This window comes from Cognatiyoonia sediminum (assembly GCF_900129845.1).
GTDB classification, from domain to species: domain Bacteria; phylum Pseudomonadota; class Alphaproteobacteria; order Rhodobacterales; family Rhodobacteraceae; genus Cognatiyoonia; species Cognatiyoonia sediminum.
Map to the genome: position 1 here is coordinate 1117414 of NZ_FQXB01000001.1, position 18548 is coordinate 1135961.

The 18548-nt window shown below is 54.5% G+C and carries 22 protein-coding genes and 1 tRNA gene; 9 read left to right on the forward strand and 14 right to left on the reverse strand.

What is annotated here, in order from left to right:
• Positions 1-103 precede the first annotated feature (103 nt).
• From rpoH to BUA85_RS05590, 3 genes are all read right to left on the reverse strand, one after another.
• Positions 104-1000: an RNA polymerase sigma factor RpoH gene (gene rpoH, locus BUA85_RS05580; RefSeq protein ID WP_072899854.1), complete on the reverse strand. Its 897-nt coding sequence runs from the start codon at positions 998-1000 to the stop codon at positions 104-106.
• Between the two features lie 165 nt (positions 1001-1165).
• Positions 1166-2197, reverse strand: a complete 1032-nt coding sequence (locus BUA85_RS05585) for an RluA family pseudouridine synthase (protein ID WP_072899855.1) — start codon at positions 2195-2197, stop codon at positions 1166-1168.
• A gap of 66 nt (positions 2198-2263) precedes the next feature.
• Positions 2264-2340, reverse strand: a tRNA-His gene (locus tag BUA85_RS05590).
• 148 nt (positions 2341-2488) lie between these two features.
• Between BUA85_RS05590 and BUA85_RS05595 the strand changes: the two genes are divergently transcribed.
• Both BUA85_RS05595 and kdsA read left to right on the forward strand, forming a co-directional pair.
• The gene (locus BUA85_RS05595; RefSeq protein WP_072899856.1) at positions 2489-2680 is read left to right on the forward strand and encodes a DUF6324 family protein; all 192 of its coding nucleotides are present in this window, start codon (positions 2489-2491) and stop codon (positions 2678-2680) included.
• Between the two features lie 2 nt (positions 2681-2682).
• Positions 2683-3528 (forward strand): 3-deoxy-8-phosphooctulonate synthase, encoded by an 846-nt coding sequence (gene kdsA, locus BUA85_RS05600; RefSeq protein WP_072899857.1) that lies wholly within the window; start codon positions 2683-2685, stop codon positions 3526-3528.
• Between the two features lie 6 nt (positions 3529-3534).
• On the opposite strand, the gene BUA85_RS05605 is transcribed toward kdsA, so the two are convergent.
• Positions 3535-3714, reverse strand: a complete 180-nt coding sequence (locus BUA85_RS05605) for a hypothetical protein (protein WP_072899858.1) — start codon at positions 3712-3714, stop codon at positions 3535-3537.
• 3 nt (positions 3715-3717) lie between these two features.
• Positions 3718-4176, reverse strand: coding sequence for an MmcB family DNA repair protein (locus BUA85_RS05610; protein ID WP_072899859.1), 459 nt, complete (start codon positions 4174-4176; stop codon positions 3718-3720).
• Positions 4177-4337: 161 nt separating this feature from the next.
• Between BUA85_RS05610 and BUA85_RS16755 the strand changes: the two genes are divergently transcribed.
• The 3 genes from BUA85_RS16755 (at position 4338) to BUA85_RS05620 (ending at position 7448) form a co-directional block, all read left to right on the forward strand.
• Positions 4338-4478 (forward strand): hypothetical protein, encoded by a 141-nt coding sequence (locus BUA85_RS16755; RefSeq protein WP_165611587.1) that lies wholly within the window; start codon positions 4338-4340, stop codon positions 4476-4478.
• A gap of 495 nt (positions 4479-4973) precedes the next feature.
• The gene (locus BUA85_RS05615) at positions 4974-6776 is read left to right on the forward strand and encodes a sensor histidine kinase (protein ID WP_165611588.1); all 1803 of its coding nucleotides are present in this window, start codon (positions 4974-4976) and stop codon (positions 6774-6776) included.
• Between the two features lie 12 nt (positions 6777-6788).
• On the forward strand, positions 6789-7448 hold the full coding sequence (locus tag BUA85_RS05620; protein WP_131802770.1) for a C40 family peptidase: 660 nt from the start codon (positions 6789-6791) through the stop codon (positions 7446-7448).
• 17 nt (positions 7449-7465) lie between these two features.
• Here the strand turns inward: BUA85_RS05620 and BUA85_RS05625 are convergent, their stop codons facing one another.
• Both BUA85_RS05625 and BUA85_RS05630 read right to left on the reverse strand, forming a co-directional pair.
• Positions 7466-7936, reverse strand: a complete 471-nt coding sequence (locus tag BUA85_RS05625; protein ID WP_072899862.1) for an SRPBCC family protein — start codon at positions 7934-7936, stop codon at positions 7466-7468.
• Positions 7929-8267, reverse strand: a complete 339-nt coding sequence (locus BUA85_RS05630; protein WP_072899863.1) for an ArsR/SmtB family transcription factor — start codon at positions 8265-8267, stop codon at positions 7929-7931. Before BUA85_RS05630 ends, BUA85_RS05625 begins: the two co-directional genes overlap by 8 nt.
• A 102-nt stretch (positions 8268-8369) precedes the next feature.
• On the opposite strand from BUA85_RS05630, the gene BUA85_RS05635 reads away from it, so the two are divergent.
• The gene (locus tag BUA85_RS05635) at positions 8370-8870 is read left to right on the forward strand and encodes a hypothetical protein (protein WP_072899864.1); all 501 of its coding nucleotides are present in this window, start codon (positions 8370-8372) and stop codon (positions 8868-8870) included.
• Here the strand turns inward: BUA85_RS05635 and nusB are convergent.
• The 5 genes from nusB to BUA85_RS05660 form a co-directional block, all read right to left on the reverse strand.
• A complete protein-coding gene (gene nusB, locus BUA85_RS05640; RefSeq protein WP_072899865.1) occupies positions 8867-9334 on the reverse strand; it encodes a transcription antitermination factor NusB in 468 nt (155 codons plus the stop codon). The genes BUA85_RS05635 and nusB overlap by 4 nt on opposite strands.
• Complete coding sequence (locus tag BUA85_RS05645; protein WP_072899866.1) at positions 9331-9864, reverse strand: 6,7-dimethyl-8-ribityllumazine synthase; 534 nt, start codon at positions 9862-9864, stop codon at positions 9331-9333. Before BUA85_RS05645 ends, nusB begins: the two co-directional genes overlap by 4 nt.
• The gene (ribB, locus tag BUA85_RS05650; protein ID WP_072899867.1) at positions 9864-10994 is read right to left on the reverse strand and encodes a 3,4-dihydroxy-2-butanone-4-phosphate synthase; all 1131 of its coding nucleotides are present in this window, start codon (positions 10992-10994) and stop codon (positions 9864-9866) included. The genes BUA85_RS05645 and ribB overlap by 1 nt, the downstream gene beginning before the upstream one ends.
• Positions 10995-11072: 78 nt before the next feature.
• Complete coding sequence (locus BUA85_RS05655) at positions 11073-11633, reverse strand: hypothetical protein (RefSeq protein WP_072899868.1); 561 nt, start codon at positions 11631-11633, stop codon at positions 11073-11075.
• Positions 11630-12226, reverse strand: coding sequence for a riboflavin synthase (locus tag BUA85_RS05660; RefSeq protein ID WP_072899869.1), 597 nt, complete (start codon positions 12224-12226; stop codon positions 11630-11632). The genes BUA85_RS05655 and BUA85_RS05660 overlap by 4 nt, the downstream gene beginning before the upstream one ends.
• Positions 12227-12330: 104 nt before the next feature.
• Between BUA85_RS05660 and BUA85_RS05665 the strand changes: the two genes are divergently transcribed.
• From BUA85_RS05665 to BUA85_RS05675, 3 genes are all read left to right on the forward strand, one after another.
• Complete coding sequence (locus BUA85_RS05665; protein WP_072899870.1) at positions 12331-13641, forward strand: capsule biosynthesis protein; 1311 nt, start codon at positions 12331-12333, stop codon at positions 13639-13641.
• Between the two features lie 168 nt (positions 13642-13809).
• On the forward strand, positions 13810-14952 hold the full coding sequence (locus tag BUA85_RS05670) for a polysaccharide biosynthesis/export family protein (RefSeq protein ID WP_083526217.1): 1143 nt from the start codon (positions 13810-13812) through the stop codon (positions 14950-14952).
• Positions 14953-14958: 6 nt separating this feature from the next.
• Positions 14959-16974: a capsular polysaccharide biosynthesis protein gene (locus BUA85_RS05675; protein WP_072899872.1), complete on the forward strand. Its 2016-nt coding sequence runs from the start codon at positions 14959-14961 to the stop codon at positions 16972-16974.
• Here the strand turns inward: BUA85_RS05675 and ribD are convergent.
• Together ribD and nrdR are read right to left on the reverse strand one after the other, a co-directional pair.
• A complete protein-coding gene (ribD, locus tag BUA85_RS05680; RefSeq protein WP_072899873.1) occupies positions 16971-18062 on the reverse strand; it encodes a bifunctional diaminohydroxyphosphoribosylaminopyrimidine deaminase/5-amino-6-(5-phosphoribosylamino)uracil reductase RibD in 1092 nt (363 codons plus the stop codon). The two genes, BUA85_RS05675 and ribD, sit on opposite strands and share 4 nt — an antisense overlap.
• A complete protein-coding gene (gene nrdR / locus BUA85_RS05685; RefSeq protein ID WP_072899874.1) occupies positions 18059-18526 on the reverse strand; it encodes a transcriptional regulator NrdR in 468 nt (155 codons plus the stop codon). Before nrdR ends, ribD begins: the two co-directional genes overlap by 4 nt.
• Between the last annotated feature and the right edge of the window lie 22 nt (positions 18527-18548).

Here is an 18548-nt window from a genome sequence, read left to right on the forward strand (position 1 = left end):
AAATCTCCCCCAACTGTTGGCGCTAACAGTAAAGCCTCACGTAGGACAGCGCAAAGAAAAACCCCAGTCAAAGGACCGGGGTTCTTAAACTCTTTTCGAAAACTTACGCTGTCGCCAACATGCCCTTTTCGCGCGCAAGTTCTTTCATCCGCTTTTGCAGCTTCTCAAAGGCCCGCACTTCGATCTGACGGATGCGCTCACGGCTCACGTCGTATTGAGAACTCAAGTCCTCCAAAGTGATCGTCTCTTCAGACAAACGGCGCTGCATCAAAATGTCTTTCTCGCGGTCATTCAAGGCATCCATAGCCTCTGCCAAAAGCTCGCGACGAGCTGTCAGCTCATCGTGCTCTTCATAAGCGGTCGCTTGGTCGGCATCTTCATCTTCCAACCAGTCTTGCCACTGTGTCGCACTGTCACCATCGGTCCCGACCATCGCGTTCAAAGACGCATCACCACCGGAGAGGCGACGGTTCATGCTGATCACTTCGTCCTCGGTCACGCCCAGATCGCTTGCGATCTTTTGAACGTTTTCAGGGCGCATGTCGCCTTCTTCTAAAGCGCCGATACGGCTCTTTGCTTTGCGCAGGTTAAAGAACAATTTCTTTTGTGCAGATGTCGTACCCATCTTCACCATGGACCACGACCGCAGCACGTATTCTTGAATGGACGCGCGGATCCACCACATCGCGTAGGTCGCAAGGCGGAAGCCCTTCTCAGGGTCAAATTTCTTAACCGCCTGCATCAGGCCGACATTTGCTTCAGAAATCACCTCAGCTTGCGGCAATCCATAGCCGCGATAACCCATAGCGATCTTGGCGGCGAGACGCAGGTGAGATGTGACAAGCTTGTGCGCAGACTCTGTGTCTTCGTCCTCAACCCAGCGTTTGGCCAGCATATATTCCTCTTCGGGTTCCAACATCGGGAACTTCCGAATTTCTTGCATATAGCGATTCAGACCCTGCTCGGGCGATGGGGCCGGAAGGTTTGTATATTTGCTCATACTGTCCCCCTATCAGTTATGTTTATCGTCTTAACATTCATATGGTAGCGCTCTCGGACCGTTTCAAGAGGCCCAAAAACGTTTTTTGTCTTCCCCTATATGAGTGAGAGGTTAACCAATTGTTAGGGTGATTTCAGTGCATTCACGCACATGGGATGGTTTGTTTCAGCCCTGCCCGCGCATTTTGGAGAGCAGTTCAACCATATCTTTCGGCAAATCCGCCTCAAATAAGAGATCCACGCCGGTGACTGGATGCACGAAACCTAATGTCGCCGCATGAAGTGCCTGACGCCCAAATTGAGAAGCAGCCTCCACGCCTGCCTGTCCAATCGCCTTAGCGGAAAGCTTGCGTTTGCCACCATAAACCGGATCGCCAATCAAAGAATGCCCACAATGGGCCAAATGCACCCTGATCTGATGGGTCCGGCCGGTTTCTAGCCAGCATTCGATCAAGGCAGCCGCGGGTGGCGTTCCCAAACTCTCCACGATCCGCGCTCTCGTGACGGCATGTCGCCCGCGATCAAAGAATACCGCTTGCCGCTGCCGATCCGTTTTGTGCCGATCCAAAAAGGTCTGAACCTTCAGGATATTGCCAGATTCAAAGTTCACACCCTTTACGCCTCGCAAACGTGGGTCATTGCTGTCGGGCGCCCCATAACAGATCGCAAGGTAGCGACGCTCAACACTATGCGCCGCAAACTGATCGGCAAGCCCATGATGCGCCGCATCAGATTTCGCCACCACCAGAAGGCCAGAGGTTTCTTTATCAATCCGGTGCACAATGCCCGGACGTTTCGACCCGCCGACCCCCGAAAGGCTATCGCCGCAATGATGGATCAACGCATTGACTAAAGTACCCGAAGGCGTGCCCGGCGCAGGATGGACGACCATACCAGCAGGTTTATTCACCACGATCAGATCATCATCTTCAAACACGATCTGAAGCGAGATGTCCTCTCCCTCGATATGGCTTTCCTCTGCCTCGCGCACGGTAATTTCAACGACAGCACCTTCCGGCACCTGAACCCTCGGCTGATCCAATACGGCCCCATCAACTGAGACCGCTCCGCTCTCCAACAACTTCACAAGCCGCGACCGACTGAACGACGCATCCGCCGGCACATCCCGCGCCAAAGCTTTGTCCAACCGTTTCGGTGGATTGGGTCCGATTTCAAAGGAAACGATACGCTCTATCATCTTGGCCAATATACTCCCGCCGGAGGCTGCAACCTCCGCCAACAGAGCTAACACATAAAAGAGGAGTGGTACCACCTCCTGGTCTCGAACCAGGGACCTCCTGATCCACAATCAGGCGCTCTAACCAACTGAGCTAAGGCGGCACGTGGGGCGATTTAACCCCCGCCATCCACGATGACAAGTCCTCAGTTCACATTCTGTGGCGAATTTCATCCCAAATCAAGCAGGACGCTCGCCTTGCCAAACCCTGCGGCCCTGCGCTAGGCAACCCAGAGATCAAGGAGAGCGGCCATGGGCATCAACGACGAAAAAGACATCGAAGCCAACATTCAGATCGGACCAACCGATCTAGGCATGGTGCGGATCTTTGTCGAAGGTGCCGGCATCGAAATCCCAATGGATTTTGATCCCTCTGAAGCAGACGAAATCGCGGAAGAGTTGAAAGCCGCCGCCTTGGCCGCCCGCGCAGTAAAGGGCCGCTAGATATGGCGACGGTTACGCTTGGCGATATCGATTTTGACAACCAGAAACCATTGGTTCTGATTGGCGGCATGAACGTGCTAGAAAGCCGTGATCTGGCACTGCAGGTCGCTGAAAGCTACGTTGAAGTGACTGAAAAGCTTGGCATTCCGTATGTATTCAAGGCGTCATTCGACAAAGCGAACCGTTCATCAATCAACTCCTACCGTGGCCCAGGCCTCGACGAAGGGATCAAAATCTTCCGCGACATCAAAGCTGCATTTGATGTGCCGATCCTGACCGATGTCCACGAAATCCATCAGGCGCAGCCCATTGCCGAGGTTTGCGACATTCTTCAAATCCCTGCATTCTTGGCCCGTCAAACCGATCTAGTGACAGCGATCGCTAAGACCGGAGCGGTTGTGAACGTCAAGAAACCGCAATTCATGAGCCCGCCTCAGATCGGCCATATCGTCGAAAAGATTAATGAGGCCGGTAACGATCAAATTCTGCTCTGCGAACGCGGGACGAACTTTGGCTATGACAATCTGGTCGTCGATATGCTTGGCTTTCGCACGATGAAATCTGTCAGTAACGATGCGCCGATCATTTTTGACGTCACCCATGCTTTACAGATGCGCGAAGTCGGTGCCGCCGCATCAGGCGGACGTCGCGAACAAGTGGCAGAGCTTGGGCGCGCTGGACTGGCGGTGGGTATCTCTGGTCTATTCCTTGAATCGCACCCAAACCCCGACGAAGCGCTCTGCGACGGGCCAAGCGCCCTGCCCTTGCATCAGTTGGAAGCTTTCCTGACGCAGATGAAAGCGGTCGACGATTTGGTGAAATCACTTCCGGGACGCGAGAACGGCTAGGTTAAGTCAGCTATATCGAACACCGGCCTCAAGTAGTTCAAAGCCCACGATCTCAAACTCATAAAGCTCACCGCTGGCTTTTTGGGCACGAGCGATGAGTTTGCCTGCATCGTCCCTGAACACCGCATGTGTTGTGTGCAGCGCGCGATAGCAGTGACTTCCATCAGGATAGAAATATTTGATCATGGCCTACCAATCATAAATTGCATTCGGATCACGCGCAGCTTGCGCTCGAATAGCGGCGTGGCGTGCGAATTTCTGGATCATTACCTTGCGCCGTGCAGCTGCGAGCTTCGTTTCTGGTCCCATACGCAAAATCTCTGCGTCGTACCCATCTGCAATGATCAAGCCCGTATCGTCGGGCAGCAATTCCGTTGGAAAATCCTGATCAACGGCCCAGAAAAATCGGTCACACCACTCTAGATAGCCCTGCCATTTATGATCAGATTGGAAATCTGCACGAGATGATTTGCATTCAATCACCCACACCTCGCCCTTTGGGCCAAGCGCCATGACGTCGACGCGGAGGCCTGAGGTCGGCGTCAGCTCCACAACGCTGACAAAATCGTGCTGCCTCAGGTGTCTGCACACCCCACGCGCCAAAAGTTGGCCGGGCATCAGTTGAGGTTGAGAGGTATCTTCAGGCATGGCTCAAACATGAACAAAACGTAAACATCCGTCAAGAAAAAGCCGATTTTGGCCAAAATGTGGCGGATTTCATGAGAGTTGACCGTCTTTTTTAACCTTCTGGTCATTATTTGAACATGTATCCCCGTCAAAACATTCCCAAGTAACGAGGGAGAAGAGAGATGAGTTTTCTAGCTGATATCACATTCATGGAAGTTGCTTTATCACTTGTCACTGTGGGCATTATCGAACGGCTCGCGGTTCAGTATCTGCCAGAAGATATGGTCGGCCCGAACGGTTGGCTGCTCACAACTTCCGAATAATTCCCGACTACCACTTGCCCTAACCGCCCCCCCACCTTACGTCGGGGTTTGGCGGTGTTCTGCTCTTCTCGTTTCCATGTGGGTTACATTCCAGTGGCCTTAAGCAAATCCGAGGGAGCTGGCTCTGTCTGAGCCCTGGTTCAGTTATCCGGCGCCCACCTGTATATACAGGTCCTCGGGAATAAACCCTCTACGGTCGCTGCGGTTCCCGCCACCACTTTCTCTAAAGCAAATCGATTAGCCTCTCTCCAACCGAGCGCAGCGCGACGGCCATTCAACAAATGCTTGACCTTGCGGCATCCAAAGGGTGAGCATGGCGTTAACTTTTTCAACCTGACCTTTCAGTTCTATGCGATTTGACGGGCCATTCCCTTGTAGGAATAAGTGGCAAAACAATTGAAACTACTGGGAATTCTCCTTCGTTCGCTCTGTGTGTTTATAGGGGTGTCATGCACCCCTCTCCTCGCCGTTGCAGACGACCAAAGGGTTTTAGTGTTGGACGAGGCACAAGCGCCCTTTAATCTTGCAGAATATTCATCTTATCTGATCGATCCGGTGGCGTTCGAGACGACGTGGCAGGACCGACTTCAACTAGAAGGTTTGATCGGTCTTCCAGCGACGTCATTTGCGCCTGTAACAACGCGGAAAATCGGGTTCGGGTGGTCGAACGCTGTTCACCACATCAAGACACCATTGGTGAACCCAACAGATCAAACCCAAGCTTGGGTGCTCGCATTCAATCAAATCGCTTGGGGACACAAGGTCGCCTATCTCGTGATTGAAGGGGAGCCGCTCCCGACAGAACCGCTTTTCATTTTTCCCGACGTTGAACCCTGGCAGGATCGAGACCGATTTCAACACATCGAATTTGAAATGCCCTCAAACGGTCGTGGCACGCTCTATGTCTCCTACGCCAACAATTCGTCCTATGCGCCATTATCAATCGAAAATGCTGGAACCTATGAAACGCGCCGTATGGTTTCGGAACTCAGGATCTATATCCTTCTTGGTTTGGTCTTAGGTGTCACTGTTCTGACGGTCAGTCTCCTCGGTGTGTTGTACCAAAGAGTTGCGGTTTTCTACGCACTGTACCTCACTTTTTCGACCTTCCACCTTTGCTATGTTCTCGGCCTATTTCCATTTATCCCGTTCTTGGCGGAGTACGTCTATCCGATCATGCGGTTTTGGTGGGCGGCATTCGCGCTCATGTCATATCTGCTGTTTCAAAGGTCTTTTTTCGCGACAGCTCCTCAAGTCCCCAAATGGGTTGGCCGTGTCCTCTTGGTCGCAGCGGGATTGGTCCTGGCAACCACATTTGCATTCGATTTCCTCGGAGCGCCTTTCGAGCCTGTGATTGTCTGGTCATCAGTTTGTATATGCCTCATCGCGGCAAACGGTATCGTTGCAATCATCAAACGGGTTTCCGGTCGGTGGTTCTTTGCTGCTGGTTGTTTGATGCTGGTAGTCATGCTCGTCCCCTTGAATTTAAGCGACTTTCTCACCGCGCATTATACCTACGAAGAAGCTGCGACCGTCTTTCTTTTCGGACTGGCTTTCGAAGCCATCGCTTTGTCATGCGCAATGTTTGCGCGGGTCCGCGAACTTCGTGCGGAGAAAGAAGAGGCTTTGGTTGCCGAACTCAAGGCGGCAGAGGAACGCCGTACGATGTCCGAGCGTTTAGCGACCGCCGCGCACGACATTCAACAACCTTTGACATCAATGAAACTCGCTGCACAAGACAACCAAAAACAGTTGGACGAATTGGGTGGCGCCATCGAATTTCTTGATGAAATCGTAAAGTCACAACTCACTGGCGACGGCATCGAACATAAACCTCCCTCAAGTGATGCGGGTGAAAGAGAAGAGATCGAACTCAACGTTATTCTAGATAATTTGAAAACCATGTTTACAGCCGAGGCGGACGATAAAGGGCTAACTTTTGAAACTGTTCCAACGTCGAAAATAGCTTTCGTAAACGCCTTTGCGCTGATGCGCGTTTTGTCCAATCTTGTTTCGAACGCCATTAAGAACACCGACACGGGCGGCGTGACTGTTCAGAGCATAGCGGACGAAGACCGAGTAGGCGTTGAGGTGCGTGATACAGGGCCAGGTCTCTCCCCGGAACAATTGTCAAAGCTCAAGACCCCCTACCATCGCGCGGGAGATTATGACGGCCACGGTTTGGGCCTCGCGATAGTTGAACAGCTATGCGCCGAAAACAGGTTCGAGATGCGTGTTGAACCTAACGAACCGCAGGGGACGAGTTTCCAAATTTGGCTCCCTGCCCCCGAAGATTAAAGGAGATTTGATTTGCCCAGACGTCCCCTTGCCCCTTGGCGTGATGTGATGCCCTCCCTCCAGACAGGAGATCTGATTTTCTTCCGCGGCCCCGGTTGGTTCACGCATGCCGTAGACCTCATCACAGGAGGGATTTGGTCACATGTTGCGATGGTGATTGAAGCGAAGGACATCTATCCAGAACTTCCGAAAGACCAACTTTTGCTCTGGGAATCCACGACCATCCCAGGCCAAGACGTTGACGCTGATCCGTCGCACATAAACCTGACAACAGGGCCTATGCTGGTCGATCTCGCCAGCCGGATGGAAAACTATGCTGAGCGTTGGGGCTACAAAATGATGTCTGCTCGATATCTGCATCTCGACCGGACCGAGGAGTTCCGCAGCAACCTCAGCGCATTTGTCCGTGATCCGGACGTTAGGAACGCCGGCTACCCATCAACGAGTGGGCTTTTGTGGCACTACCTACGCGAACGCTACACAGTCACCAGAGAAGAGCGGACTTATTTCTGTAGCGAACTTGTTGCCGCGACTTTTCAAGCGGCCGGGCTTCTCCCGCCTAACCCGACGCACACCAGCTATTGCCCCCGTGATTTTTCCGAACGGGGGTTTGTTCCACGATTGTTGCGGTCGGAATTTGGGCAGGAGATCTATTTTGGGAAAACAAGCTAGACTTGCCGTCCATTTGCCTATCCCAAAAGACCTGCCATTTTCTCGATCGCCTGCATCCATCCGCCTTCGCCTGGGCTGCCTGCTGGGACGCCTACATGGGTCAGAACCATCCGCGTGCGACCTCCTAAGTCTTCCAGTTGCACCACCACTTCAGTCGTATCCGGTGTCCCCTCAGGCATTCCCATACTGGCAGGCGACAGCATGTTCCCATCTGGATCGCACATGCTTTCGGAATATACCAACCGGGTTTTGGGGGAGATTTCCTTGTATTCGCCGATGAACCACATCTGCATGGTGCGTTCGGGCGTTTTCATCTCCATTGAAATCTTCCGCGTCCCGCCGACCGTTACGTCCATCTCTGCTACCGGAATAGTGAAACCGTTTGGACCGTACCAAGATTGAAACTTTTCGGCTTCGGTCCACATTGCCCAAACAGCATCAATAGACGCGTCAAATTCCCGTTCAATGCGGGCCCAGTTGTCACTCATTAGTCTCTTCCTTCAGTTGTTGAAGCACAGTATCCATCCGGTCGAACCTATCCTCCCAGATATGCCGATATTGCTCTGCCCAGTTCGAAACTTCACGCAAAGGTGCTGCGTTTAGGTTGCACGGGCGGAACTGCGCATCGCGCCCACGCTCAATGAGTCCGGCGTTTTCAAGGACCTTAATGTGCTTTGAGATTGCCGGAAGGCTCATATCGAAAGGCTCCGCCAGTTCATTCACGGACGCCTGTCCCTTTGCCAGACGCGCCAAAATCGCCCGTCGTGTGCCATTGGCAAGCGCGGCAAAGGTATCATCGAGTTGGGGGTCTTGAATCATAAAGCTACAATAAACTGGTTAGTTAATTAATCAAGTGGTTAAGTTAAAGAGTCATTTGCCAGCCGCCCACATCGACTTAGATACGGTGAAAAGGAGGCGCCCATGAAACACATCGCAATTGCCCTTGCGCTAACCCCCTCTCTTGTCTCAGCGGACATCAATCTGCGATTTCAAGAAGGTGCGCCAAAAGACAGGTTTGTGATTGAAAACAACTTGTGCAGCCTGTCGAACGTCACTCTAACCATCGATCTTACGACGGCTCCGGCGGGTCTGATTTTTGATGTCACCGAACAAGGTGCTGGCGTTGAGGTTTACCAACCCGTCGAACTTGAACAGGGCTTTGCTGTTTTGACCGAAGTGACTGATGGATCGCAGAAACTCCAGCTTTCGCTAGACGAATTCCGGTTCGGCGATGAACTTACAATCTCTGCTGACTTGGATGATACCCTCCCCAACAGCAGCCTTGGACAAATCCGCGTCGCAGATAGCGAAATCGCAGGTGTCACAGTTTCGATTGAAACGTCAGGTGGCATTGAGAGCGCTTTGATTGATGCGTCAAGCCAAGCCGCCCTTAGCGGCGCTGTCGGCTGTCCGCAGGCCTAGAACTTCTCCGGCATGACCTCATGCGCCATGTGGTCGAGAACCGCGTTAACAAAGCGCGGTTCTTTGTCGTCGGTGCAGAACGCACCTGCGATATCGACAAACTCGGTGATGATCACCTTTGGCGGCGTATCGCTTTCAAGCATTTCTGCACCCGCCGCGCGGAAGAGCGCGCGTAAGGTCGGATCAATACGACCCAATGGCCATTTCGCGACCAAGGCGCGGTCGGTCAATTGGTCGATTTTCGCTTGCTCATTGACGGCCCACTCCATCAAAGCGCGGAAGGTGTCCAAGTCGCCTTCCTGCATCTCGACGTCATCATAGACGGCGCCGAACCGATGATCCTCAAACTCACGAGCAACATCATCGACCGATTGGCCGGAGTGCTCCATCTGAAACAACGCTTGCGTCGCATAGAGGCGCGCAGCGGATTTCATTTTGCGTTTTTGATTGTTGGAAACGGTCATACGGTTTTTGTGTCGTCTTGCGCCAAGAGGATATCCGAAGTGAAGCCCACGCCCTTCTCCGGACGGCCCCACTTACGAGACAGCGCAACAAGGTGCAAGGCCGCCGCGGCCGCGCTACCGCCTTTGTTTTGATCAGCAGGATCAGCGCGCACTTCGGCTTGGGTTCGGTTTTCCACCGTTAGGATACCATTGCCGATGCAAAGCCCCTGCAAGCCAAGCAATTGGATCGCACGGCTGCTGTCATTGCAAACCGTATCGTAGTGCGTCGTCTCCCCGCGGATCACGCAGCCCAGCGCGACATAACCATCAAAGTTGGACATACGTTCAGCGATCCCAATCGCCGTGGGAATCTCCAGTGCACCCGGGACCTCAACAATCTCATGTGTCGCGCCGGAGGCTTCGATCTCTGCGATCGCACCTGCGACCATATTGTCCGCGATGTCTTTGTAGTAGGGCGAAACCACGATCAGGATTTTCGTGGGCTTATCCATCTCAGCGCGCGCCATGATGTAGTGCGACGGTCCAGCCATTATCCGATCTCCGAGACTTTACGTGTGCCGACAATTTCCAAACCGTAGGCGTCCAAACCAACTACTTTCGGCTGGGGTGAATTGGTCAGCAATGTGATGTCGCTCAACCCGAGGCCGCTCAAAATCTGAGCGCCTACACCATATTGGCGGAGCGTCTGAGGCGATACATCATCGACCGCGTCGATCTTCATGTGAACATCGCGCAGAAGCACAAGCACGCCGCGCCCCTCTTCCGCAATGAGGTTCATCGCATCGCCAAACTCATTCCGGCGGCCCTTTGGCCCGGTACCGACCACGTCTAACATCGGGTCCATCGCGTGCATCCGCACCAAAACAGGTTCATCGGTCGTTATGTCACCTTTGATGAGCGCAATGTGCTCCGCCCCTTGGGTTTCATCAGAGAAAACCCTTAGTTCCCATTCTCCGCCAAATTCCGAGGTGATCGTTTCACTTTTGTTGACTTTTACGAGGTTGTCGTGTCGACGGCGGTAGGCGATCAGATCGCTGATGGTCCCTACTTTCAGGCCATGGAGCTGTGCAAAAGCCACCAGCTCTGGTAAGCGCGCCATTTCGCCGTCTTCCTTCATGATCTCACAGATCACGCCAGACGGGTTCAGACCAGCCAAACGGCTGATATCAACCGCAGCCTCTGTATGACCTGCGCGAACAAGAACACCACCATCCCGCGCGCGCAACGGGAACACATGGCCAGGTGTCGCAATGTCCGCCGCGCCTTTCGACGCATCAATCGCGGTTGAAACGGTGCGAGCGCGATCCGCTGCAGAAATCCCTGTGGTCACACCTTCCCGCGCTTCGATGGAAATCGTAAAGGCGGTTTCGTGGCGTGATGAATTATGGCTCGCCATCAAGGGCAGACCAAGCTCGTCAATCCGGTCGCTGGTCAGCGTCAAACAGATCAAACCGCGCCCGTGTTTGGCCATAAAGTTGATCGCATCTGGCGTCGCCATCTGGGCTGGAATCACCAAATCGCCTTCGTTTTCACGATCTTCATGATCCACCAGAACGAACATCCGGCCGTTCCGCGCATCCTCAATGATCTCCTCAATCGGAGAAATCGCTTCCGACCAGTCTTTTTCGACCTGTCCCGGTGTTTCGTAAGCTGTGCTCATCGACGTCCCTCTACGGTGTGTGCGACGCGCATACCTGAGCAGATGCGCCAAGAAAAGAGGCGGAACGCCACGTTTGCGCTAAACGCGCGGGGAAAACACCGCGTCACCAATTAGAACACCGGCCATTTGTGCCGCTTCCGCCCATTCGCGTTCCAAACCCGTTTCTGCGACCAGCACAAAACGCCCCGCGGGCCCTCCGGCCTCGGTTAGGCCCGAACGAAGGATTTCTCCTGCTTCTGACCATGAATGAGCCAACACCGGCGCTGCAAAACCGCCGTCGATTGGCGAGGCAAAAGCGCTCGCCACGACGGGCTTATGCGCCAACGCAAGGCGAGAACACCTGACCAGTTTTTCCAGATGATCTTTCCGATCTTGCGGCATTTCGGCGCCGTCTCGAAACACGCGCAACGCATTCGTCGAAAATAGAAAGCCGATTAGATCGTGCCCATTGCTGGCCCGCAATCCGGCGTAGGTGCGATACGGCAACCCAAGTTCTTTTGCGCGTACAACCCGCCTGCGCACGACCTCAATCGGTAGTCGCGGTAGCAGCTCTTTGCGCGCTTGGGTCCAAACATGCTTGCGCCAACCGTAACCCGCCTCAATCACGCGGCCTGAGTTATGCCCGATCCCAGCCGTCATCCGTATTCGCGCAACCGCGCAACATAGCGAGCCATGGTATCGATTTCGAGGTTGATCCGATCCCCCTCAGCCACATCGCCCCAAGTGGTTTCGGCCTTTGTATGCGGTATGAAATTGATGCCGAAGTCAGCCCCATCTACTTCGTTTACAGTCAATGACGTGCCATTCAAAGCTACCGACCCTTTCGGTGCGATAAACTTAGCAAACCCATCAGGCGCGCGGAACGTCACCCGCGTGCTGTCACCTTCGTCACGAACGCCCACAATCTCAGCGACACCATCGACGTGACCCGACACAATATGCCCACCGAGTTCATCGCCAACCTTCAGTGCACGTTCAAGGTTCAGCAGGCTGCCCTGCTCCCACTCACCCACATTCGTCGCCCCAACAGTTTCGGCTGAGATCTCGACGTCAAACCAGTTTTGCGGCTCTCTCCCCAAAGCAATGACCGTCAGACAGACGCCGTCACACGCGATAGATGCCCCTAGATCGATCCCATCGACGTCATAGGCTGTCCCTATCCGCGCGCGAAGATCGCCGCGCTGCTCCAATTCCAAGACAGTCCCAATATCGGTGATGATCCCAGTAAACATTCTTCGCGTCTCCTTTGGTACTGACCTAGCCAGCTAGCAGCGCAGTGACAAGTTTCTAGCTCTGATTTTGCCCCAAACTCCGCCAAGGCGTTGACGATTGGTTAATGCAAGAGCATCAATCTGCCATTGTGACAGATCAAACCCTACGCCACTTTCTATTCCTGCAAGGACCGCACGGGCCCTTCTTTTCGCAACTTGCCAAAATGTTGCAACGAACAAGTGCCAAAACATCTCGGATCGGGTTCAACGCTGGCGATCGTGCGTTCTGGCGCGACAAGGGCAGCTTCACCGCTTTTCAAAACCCGCATGCGGATTGGCCTGCGTTCTTGGAAGACTACGTTGAAAGCGAAAAGGTCACTGACATTGTTTTATATGGAGATGTCAGACCGATACATGCCGAGGCGCTTGCTATGGCACGCACGAAAGGCATCCGAGCGCATACGTTCGAAGAAGGATATCTGCGCCCCTATTGGGTCACTTATGAACGCGGCGGGACAAACGGGCATTCTCGCCTGATGAGAATGAGCGTTGCTGAGATGTCGGCGAAGCTCGACCAATCCGACGCTGACACTGAAACGCCTCCGGCCCATTGGGGCGACATGCGCCAACACATCTTTTACAGCGCGATCTACCACTGGTTCCTATTGGCGTTCAGGGGTCGTTACGAAAACTACCAGGGGCATCGAAAACAGCCGCTGTCTGTAGAAACGCTTGCCTATACCAAACGGTTAGTTCTTATGCCGTTCTTCGCTGTCGATCGATGGCAAGCAACACAGCGCATTCGGATGGGCGGCTACCCCTATCATCTGGCACTTTTGCAATTGGAACACGACGCAAGCTTCCAAGCCCATTCAACGTTGAAGGATAATGAGGAATTTATAGACATCCTGATGCAAGGATTTGCTGAGGGCGCCCCAGCACATCATCACCTAGTTTTCAAAGCTCATCCACTGGAAGCAGAACGCGTGCCGCTCAAGCAAGTTATTCGTAATCTTTCGGCAAAACACAGCATCAAGGACCGCGTGCATTACGTCCGGGGCGGGAAGTTGGCGCAAATTCTGGATCATGCGAAATCCGCAGTGACAGTGAATTCCACATCTGCACAGCAGGCCCTATGGCGCGGAATGCCACTTAAGACCTTTGGGACTTCTGTTTACGCCAAACCGGAGTTTACCTCACAACAGCCGCTTGCGGAGTTTTTCAATCAGCCGAGTGCGCCCAACTTGGATGGGTACAAGGCCTATCGCAAATATCTTCTCAGCACCTGCCAAGTGCCCGGTGGCTACTACTCCAGAAAGGGCCGCCGCCAACTGCTTAGAGAAGTGGTTGATATGATGTTATCAGCCACCGACCCTTATGATGCGCTGCGTCAGAGCGACGATACCCCTCGCCATCCCTTGCGGGTGGCAAAATAGCAGCCACTAGGTTTAGTGGCACGGATCACCTGCGCGGCACAGCCGCAACACTTTTGCTCACCTGCCACTCATTCAATCCTGCCGTCCCTATGAAAACTGACAGGATTCCGGTAGCTTAAAAGAAAAAGTTGAGGCAGACCCAAAAAGGGTCGAGGAGACAGAGCAGTGATCACCCTTACCTTGCGCTTTGCAAAAGGCGCGGCTCTTATTGTGACTCTTGGTGCCGTTTCGGCCTGTGGGTTGCTCCCAAGATCAGGCCCGAACAAGTCGGAGATCTTCTCCGGCTCCGTCATGGAAGAAGGCAATGCGTTCGTCATGGTCGTGGATGATCGTATCAATGGCATTGCAGGCGTATCCCCGGCACTTGGGTTTTCAGAGGCCTTCAAGAATGCCGGTGTTGTGGGCTCAGATACGATCCGAGCGGGCGATGTGCTTGGCCTAACAATCTGGGAAAACGTTGAAGACGGGTTGCTCTCAGCGCCCGGTGCGAGCGCGACCCCGCTTGAAGAGGTTCAGGTCGACGGCTCCGGCTTTATCTTTGTCCCTTACGCGGGTCGGATCAAGGCAGCGGGTAATTCTCCTGAAGCCATCCGCCGTATCATCAGCGAAAAGCTTGCCGACCAAACACCTGATCCACAAGTGCAGGTCCGTCGTCTCGCCGGTGATGGAGCAACCGTTTCTATTGTTGGCGGCGTAAGCGGTCAGGGCATTTACCCAATTGAACGCCCAACTCGCACGCTTGCCACGATGCTGGCGCGCGCTGGCGGTGTGGCTTCTGAACCAGAGATTGCAAAGGTCACGGTCGTGCGCGGTAATCACTCCGGCTCGATCTGGTTTGAAGACCTCTACGCAAACCCCGGCAATGACATCGCACTACGCGGCGGAGACATTATCTTTGTCGAGGATTCCCAACGGTATTTCACCGCACTTGGCGCGACAGGATCGCAAAATCGCGTCCAATTCGCAGACCAAGCGATCTCCGCAATTGAAGCCATCGCTCAAGTCGGCGGTTTGTCCGCCAATGCCGCTGACCCGACCGGCGTATTCGTCCTACGAGAAGAGCCCGCCTCAGTCGCAAACCAGCTATTGAACCGCGACGACCTCGTAGGATCGCAACGCGTGGTCTACGTTCTCGATCTCACGCAACCCAATGGCCTGTTCATCGCACGAGACTTCATGATCCGCGATCAAGATACGGTCTATGTCACAGAAGCGCCGTTCGTACAGTTCAACAAAGGCGTATCGGCGTTGACCGGAACACTCGGTTCCGCAGCAGGCTTGACGGAAGCTGTCAACAACGCTGGCAACTGACCAAGAATGCACCAAGAAACAAACCCAAGGGCCGCGGTGAAAGAACCGCGGCCTCTTTATGTGTTTAACGGCGGATTTCTGACCCAAAACCGGATCAAACGCATCCTCAGCCTGTCTGGGTATTACGTCCGCATCGGGAAACCATCCAGCGACGATCTTGTCGGCGTTTGGGGGCACAGCCCAACAGCGCCGCGTGGAGTAAGAGTCTCTGCTGCGACAAACGCGGACCTGGTCCGCGTTGAAGATTCGTTTCTAAGGTCTGTCCGAACCGGCCGTGATGGGGAGGCCCCACTCGGCCTGAGCATCGATAAGAAGGGCGTCCATTTTGACCCCTCGACGGTTTCTGATTTGGAAGAACTGCTGCGCGACGATCCCCTCGACAACACGGCCCTCTTAAACCGTGCAAAGGGGGCCATGGCGCAACTTCGGCGGCTGCACCTGTCTAAGTACAACACCTTCGATCCAAATCTACTGGCCCCTACCCCCGGCTATGTCCTTGTCATCGATCAGACACGCGGAGACGCCAGCGTGAAAGCGAGCGGTTGCGATCTCAACAGCTTTCGCGAAATGCTCTATTACGCCCAAGAAGAACACCCTGGCACGCAGATCATCATCAAGTCACATCCCGAGACCAACGCGGGCCATCGGGGCGGGTATTTCGACGAAAACGACTGCAATGATCGCATTAGCATCTGCACAGACCCCATTTCGCCCTACACGCTGTTTGATGGTGCAATCGCGGTCTATACGGTCTCGTCCCAACTTGGGTTTGAGGCCGTTTTGACCGGGCACAAGCCAGTCGTTTTTGGCCAACCTTTCTACATGGGATGGGGGCTGACGGACGACCGCAAACCCCTCACGCGCAGACAACGCAAACTCACCCGCGCACAACTCTTTGCCGCAGCGATGATCCTCTATCCAAAGTGGTATGACCCCTACCGCGATAAACTCTGCGAATTGGAAGACGTGATCGCGACCCTAGACGCGCAGGCACGCGCATGGCGGGATGATCGCAAAGGCTGGGTCGCGCAAGACATTCGGCTTTGGAAGCGGACAACGTTTCAGAAGTTTTTTGGCGGTTCGCATAAGGTGCAGTTCAGAACCGGCGGTCGGGCAATGCCGCCAAAGGCGATGCGTGAAATGGTCTGGGCCAATTCAACTGACGATGCGCCGGAATTGGTGCGTGTTGAAGATGGATTTATCCGATCAAAAGGCCTCGGCGCTGAGCTGACTCCGCCGTTGTCGCTCGTTTTGGATGATCTTGGGATTTACTACGATCCGTCGAAGCCAAGCCGCCTCGAAACCCTTATCGAGCAAAGCCCGAAATTGCCGGAAACCGCACTGTTGCGAGCCGAAAAGCTGATCGAAAAACTCCAAGAGACCGGCCTATCAAAATACAACCTTCACCAAGAACCGATACCCGACCTTCCAAAAGGGCGTAAGATCCTCGTGCCAGGACAGGTCGAAGACGATGCCTCCATCAAACTCGGCACATCGGACGTCTCCACAAATCTCACCCTGCTCCAGGCTGTGCGAGAAGCGAACCCTGCAGCCATCATTGCCTATAAACCCCATCCTGATGTTGAAGCAGGGTTGCGAACAGGCGCCGTTCCTAACACAACGGACTACGCAGACGTCATTCTGGATCAATCAAACCCAATCGCCGCGATTGAAGCTGTCGATGAGGTTTGGACAATGACATCCCTGCTGGGCTTTGAAGCCTTGATCAGTGGCAAGCGCGTCACTTGCCTCGGCACTCCATTCTACGCAGGTTGGGGCTTAACCGATGATCGCGCCAAGCCAATTGCCCGCCGCACCGCCCTGCCCGATCTACGCACCTTAGTGCACGCCGTCCTGATCGATTACCCAAGGTATTATGACCCAATCACCAAAACGGCCTGTCCTGTGGAGGTCATTGTGGATCGGATTGCCAATGATGAGATTGCGAAACCAGGGGCCTTCAACAGGAGCCTGTCCAAGCTACAAGGGGTCTTCGCCAGCTATGCGCATGTTTGGCGCTAAGTCTTAGGTCGCCAAATCGAGAGGGTGTCGGGACCAACCGCGCGGAACTCTGCAAGATCAAAGCGTGTCGCGAGACTAAGATCGTCGATCCCCATCGCAGCCACCGCTGGTGTTCCATCGCCGCCGATTGTTAATCCCGCCGCAAAGACGACAAGTTCATCTACCAATCCAGCCTTGATAAGCGAGCCCGCGAGCGCTCCACCACCTTCGCAAAAGATGCTGGTGAGGCCCGCTTCGCCTAACGAATTCAAAGCCGCTTCTATATCGACGGCCCCATCGGAAACCGGAACCGCAATAGACCGCGCCCCTTTGGCGACCCAATCGTTCGGAACAGCTTGCTCCCCATGCACCAACCAAACAGGCTGCTCGCCAGCGGTCTGCGCAAGTTTACCGTCCATTAGAATGTTCAGATCGCTCGACACCACCACCCGCACCGGCTGTGGGACATCGCCCATATCCCGCACATTTAAGCTGGGATCATCGGCACGCGCTGTCCCTGCCCCGACCATCACCGCGTCATGGCGCGCGCGCATCGCATGCACCACCCGCCGCGCTTCCGGCCCCGTGATCCATTGGCTGTGCCCCGTCCGCGTCGCGATCCGACCGTCAACGGACGTCGCCAGTTTCAACGTCACAAAGGGACGCCCCTCACGCACACGCAAAAAGAAGCCCGCAAGGTCGCGATCTGCTTCCGCCTGACAGACTCCAAAATTCACCTCAACACCGCCAGCACGCAGAATATTCAAACCCTTGCCAGAGACCCGCGGATCGGGATCGCCCGTCGCAACAACCACCCGCGCCACACCAGAGGCAACCAACGCCTCCGCACAGGGGCCGGTCTGCCCATGATGCGCACAAGGCTCCAAGGTCACATAGGCCGTCGCCCCCCGTGCTGCGTCCCCAGCTTGCGTCAGCGCCTGAGTCTCAGCATGAGGCCGTCCACCATCGGCCGTCCGAGCGCGTCCGACAACGATACCGTCTTTCACAATAACACAGCCAACAGCAGGGTTCGGCCACACACGTCCCTGACCACGCCGCCCCAACGTGAGGGCGGCGGTCATGAACCGCCGGTCTTGGCTAGCGCTCACTTCTCTGGGGATGCGTCGGGCCGCAACTCACTGACAAATTTGTCAAAATCATCTGCCGCTTGGAAGTTCTTATACACGCTCGCAAAGCGCACATAACCAACCGTATCGATCCGGGCGAGGCTTTCCATCACGATCTCACCAATGGTGGTCGATGGGATATCCGTCTCGCCCATGCTTTCCAAACGCCGTACGATGCCCGAAATCATTTGATCAACACGATCTGGATCGATGGGGCGCTTCTGCAAGCTGATGCGAATGGAGCGTTCGAGCTTATCGCGGTCGAAATCCTCGCGCCGCCCGTTCGATTTGATCACCATCAAATCGCGCAATTGCACGCGTTCATAAGTGGTAAATCGTCCGCCACACGCCGGACAAAACCGCCGCCGCCGGATCGCCACATGATCCTCCGCCGGGCGAGAGTCTTTTACTTGAGTATCGACGTTTCCACAAAAGGGGCAACGCATAGTCCTGTCCTCATACTGTCCC

Coding starts and splice junctions, on each gene's coding strand:
- BUA85_RS05665 (WP_072899870.1), top strand. CDS start 12,331: ATGCAAGAGCATCAATCTGCCATTGTGACAGATCAAACCCTACGCCAC.
- BUA85_RS05660 (WP_072899869.1), bottom strand. CDS start 12,226: ATGTTTACTGGGATCATCACCGATATTGGGACTGTCTTGGAATTGGAG.
- nusB (WP_072899865.1), bottom strand. CDS start 9,334: ATGACCGTTTCCAACAATCAAAAACGCAAAATGAAATCCGCTGCGCGC.
- ribB (WP_072899867.1), bottom strand. CDS start 10,994: ATGAGCACAGCTTACGAAACACCGGGACAGGTCGAAAAAGACTGGTCG.
- kdsA (WP_072899857.1), top strand. CDS start 2,683: ATGGCGACGGTTACGCTTGGCGATATCGATTTTGACAACCAGAAACCA.
- BUA85_RS05655 (WP_072899868.1), bottom strand. CDS start 11,633: ATGACGGCTGGGATCGGGCATAACTCAGGCCGCGTGATTGAGGCGGGT.
- nrdR (WP_072899874.1), bottom strand. CDS start 18,526: ATGCGTTGCCCCTTTTGTGGAAACGTCGATACTCAAGTAAAAGACTCT.
- BUA85_RS05675 (WP_072899872.1), top strand. CDS start 14,959: ATGCACCAAGAAACAAACCCAAGGGCCGCGGTGAAAGAACCGCGGCCT.
- BUA85_RS05595 (WP_072899856.1), top strand. CDS start 2,489: ATGGGCATCAACGACGAAAAAGACATCGAAGCCAACATTCAGATCGGA.
- BUA85_RS05625 (WP_072899862.1), bottom strand. CDS start 7,936: ATGAGTGACAACTGGGCCCGCATTGAACGGGAATTTGACGCGTCTATT.
- BUA85_RS05585 (WP_072899855.1), bottom strand. CDS start 2,197: ATGATAGAGCGTATCGTTTCCTTTGAAATCGGACCCAATCCACCGAAA.
- BUA85_RS05610 (WP_072899859.1), bottom strand. CDS start 4,176: ATGCCTGAAGATACCTCTCAACCTCAACTGATGCCCGGCCAACTTTTG.
- BUA85_RS16755 (WP_165611587.1), top strand. CDS start 4,338: ATGAGTTTTCTAGCTGATATCACATTCATGGAAGTTGCTTTATCACTT.
- BUA85_RS05630 (WP_072899863.1), bottom strand. CDS start 8,267: ATGATTCAAGACCCCCAACTCGATGATACCTTTGCCGCGCTTGCCAAT.
- BUA85_RS05635 (WP_072899864.1), top strand. CDS start 8,370: ATGAAACACATCGCAATTGCCCTTGCGCTAACCCCCTCTCTTGTCTCA.
- BUA85_RS05645 (WP_072899866.1), bottom strand. CDS start 9,864: ATGGCTGGACCGTCGCACTACATCATGGCGCGCGCTGAGATGGATAAG.
- rpoH (WP_072899854.1), bottom strand. CDS start 1,000: ATGAGCAAATATACAAACCTTCCGGCCCCATCGCCCGAGCAGGGTCTG.
- BUA85_RS05605 (WP_072899858.1), bottom strand. CDS start 3,714: ATGATCAAATATTTCTATCCTGATGGAAGTCACTGCTATCGCGCGCTG.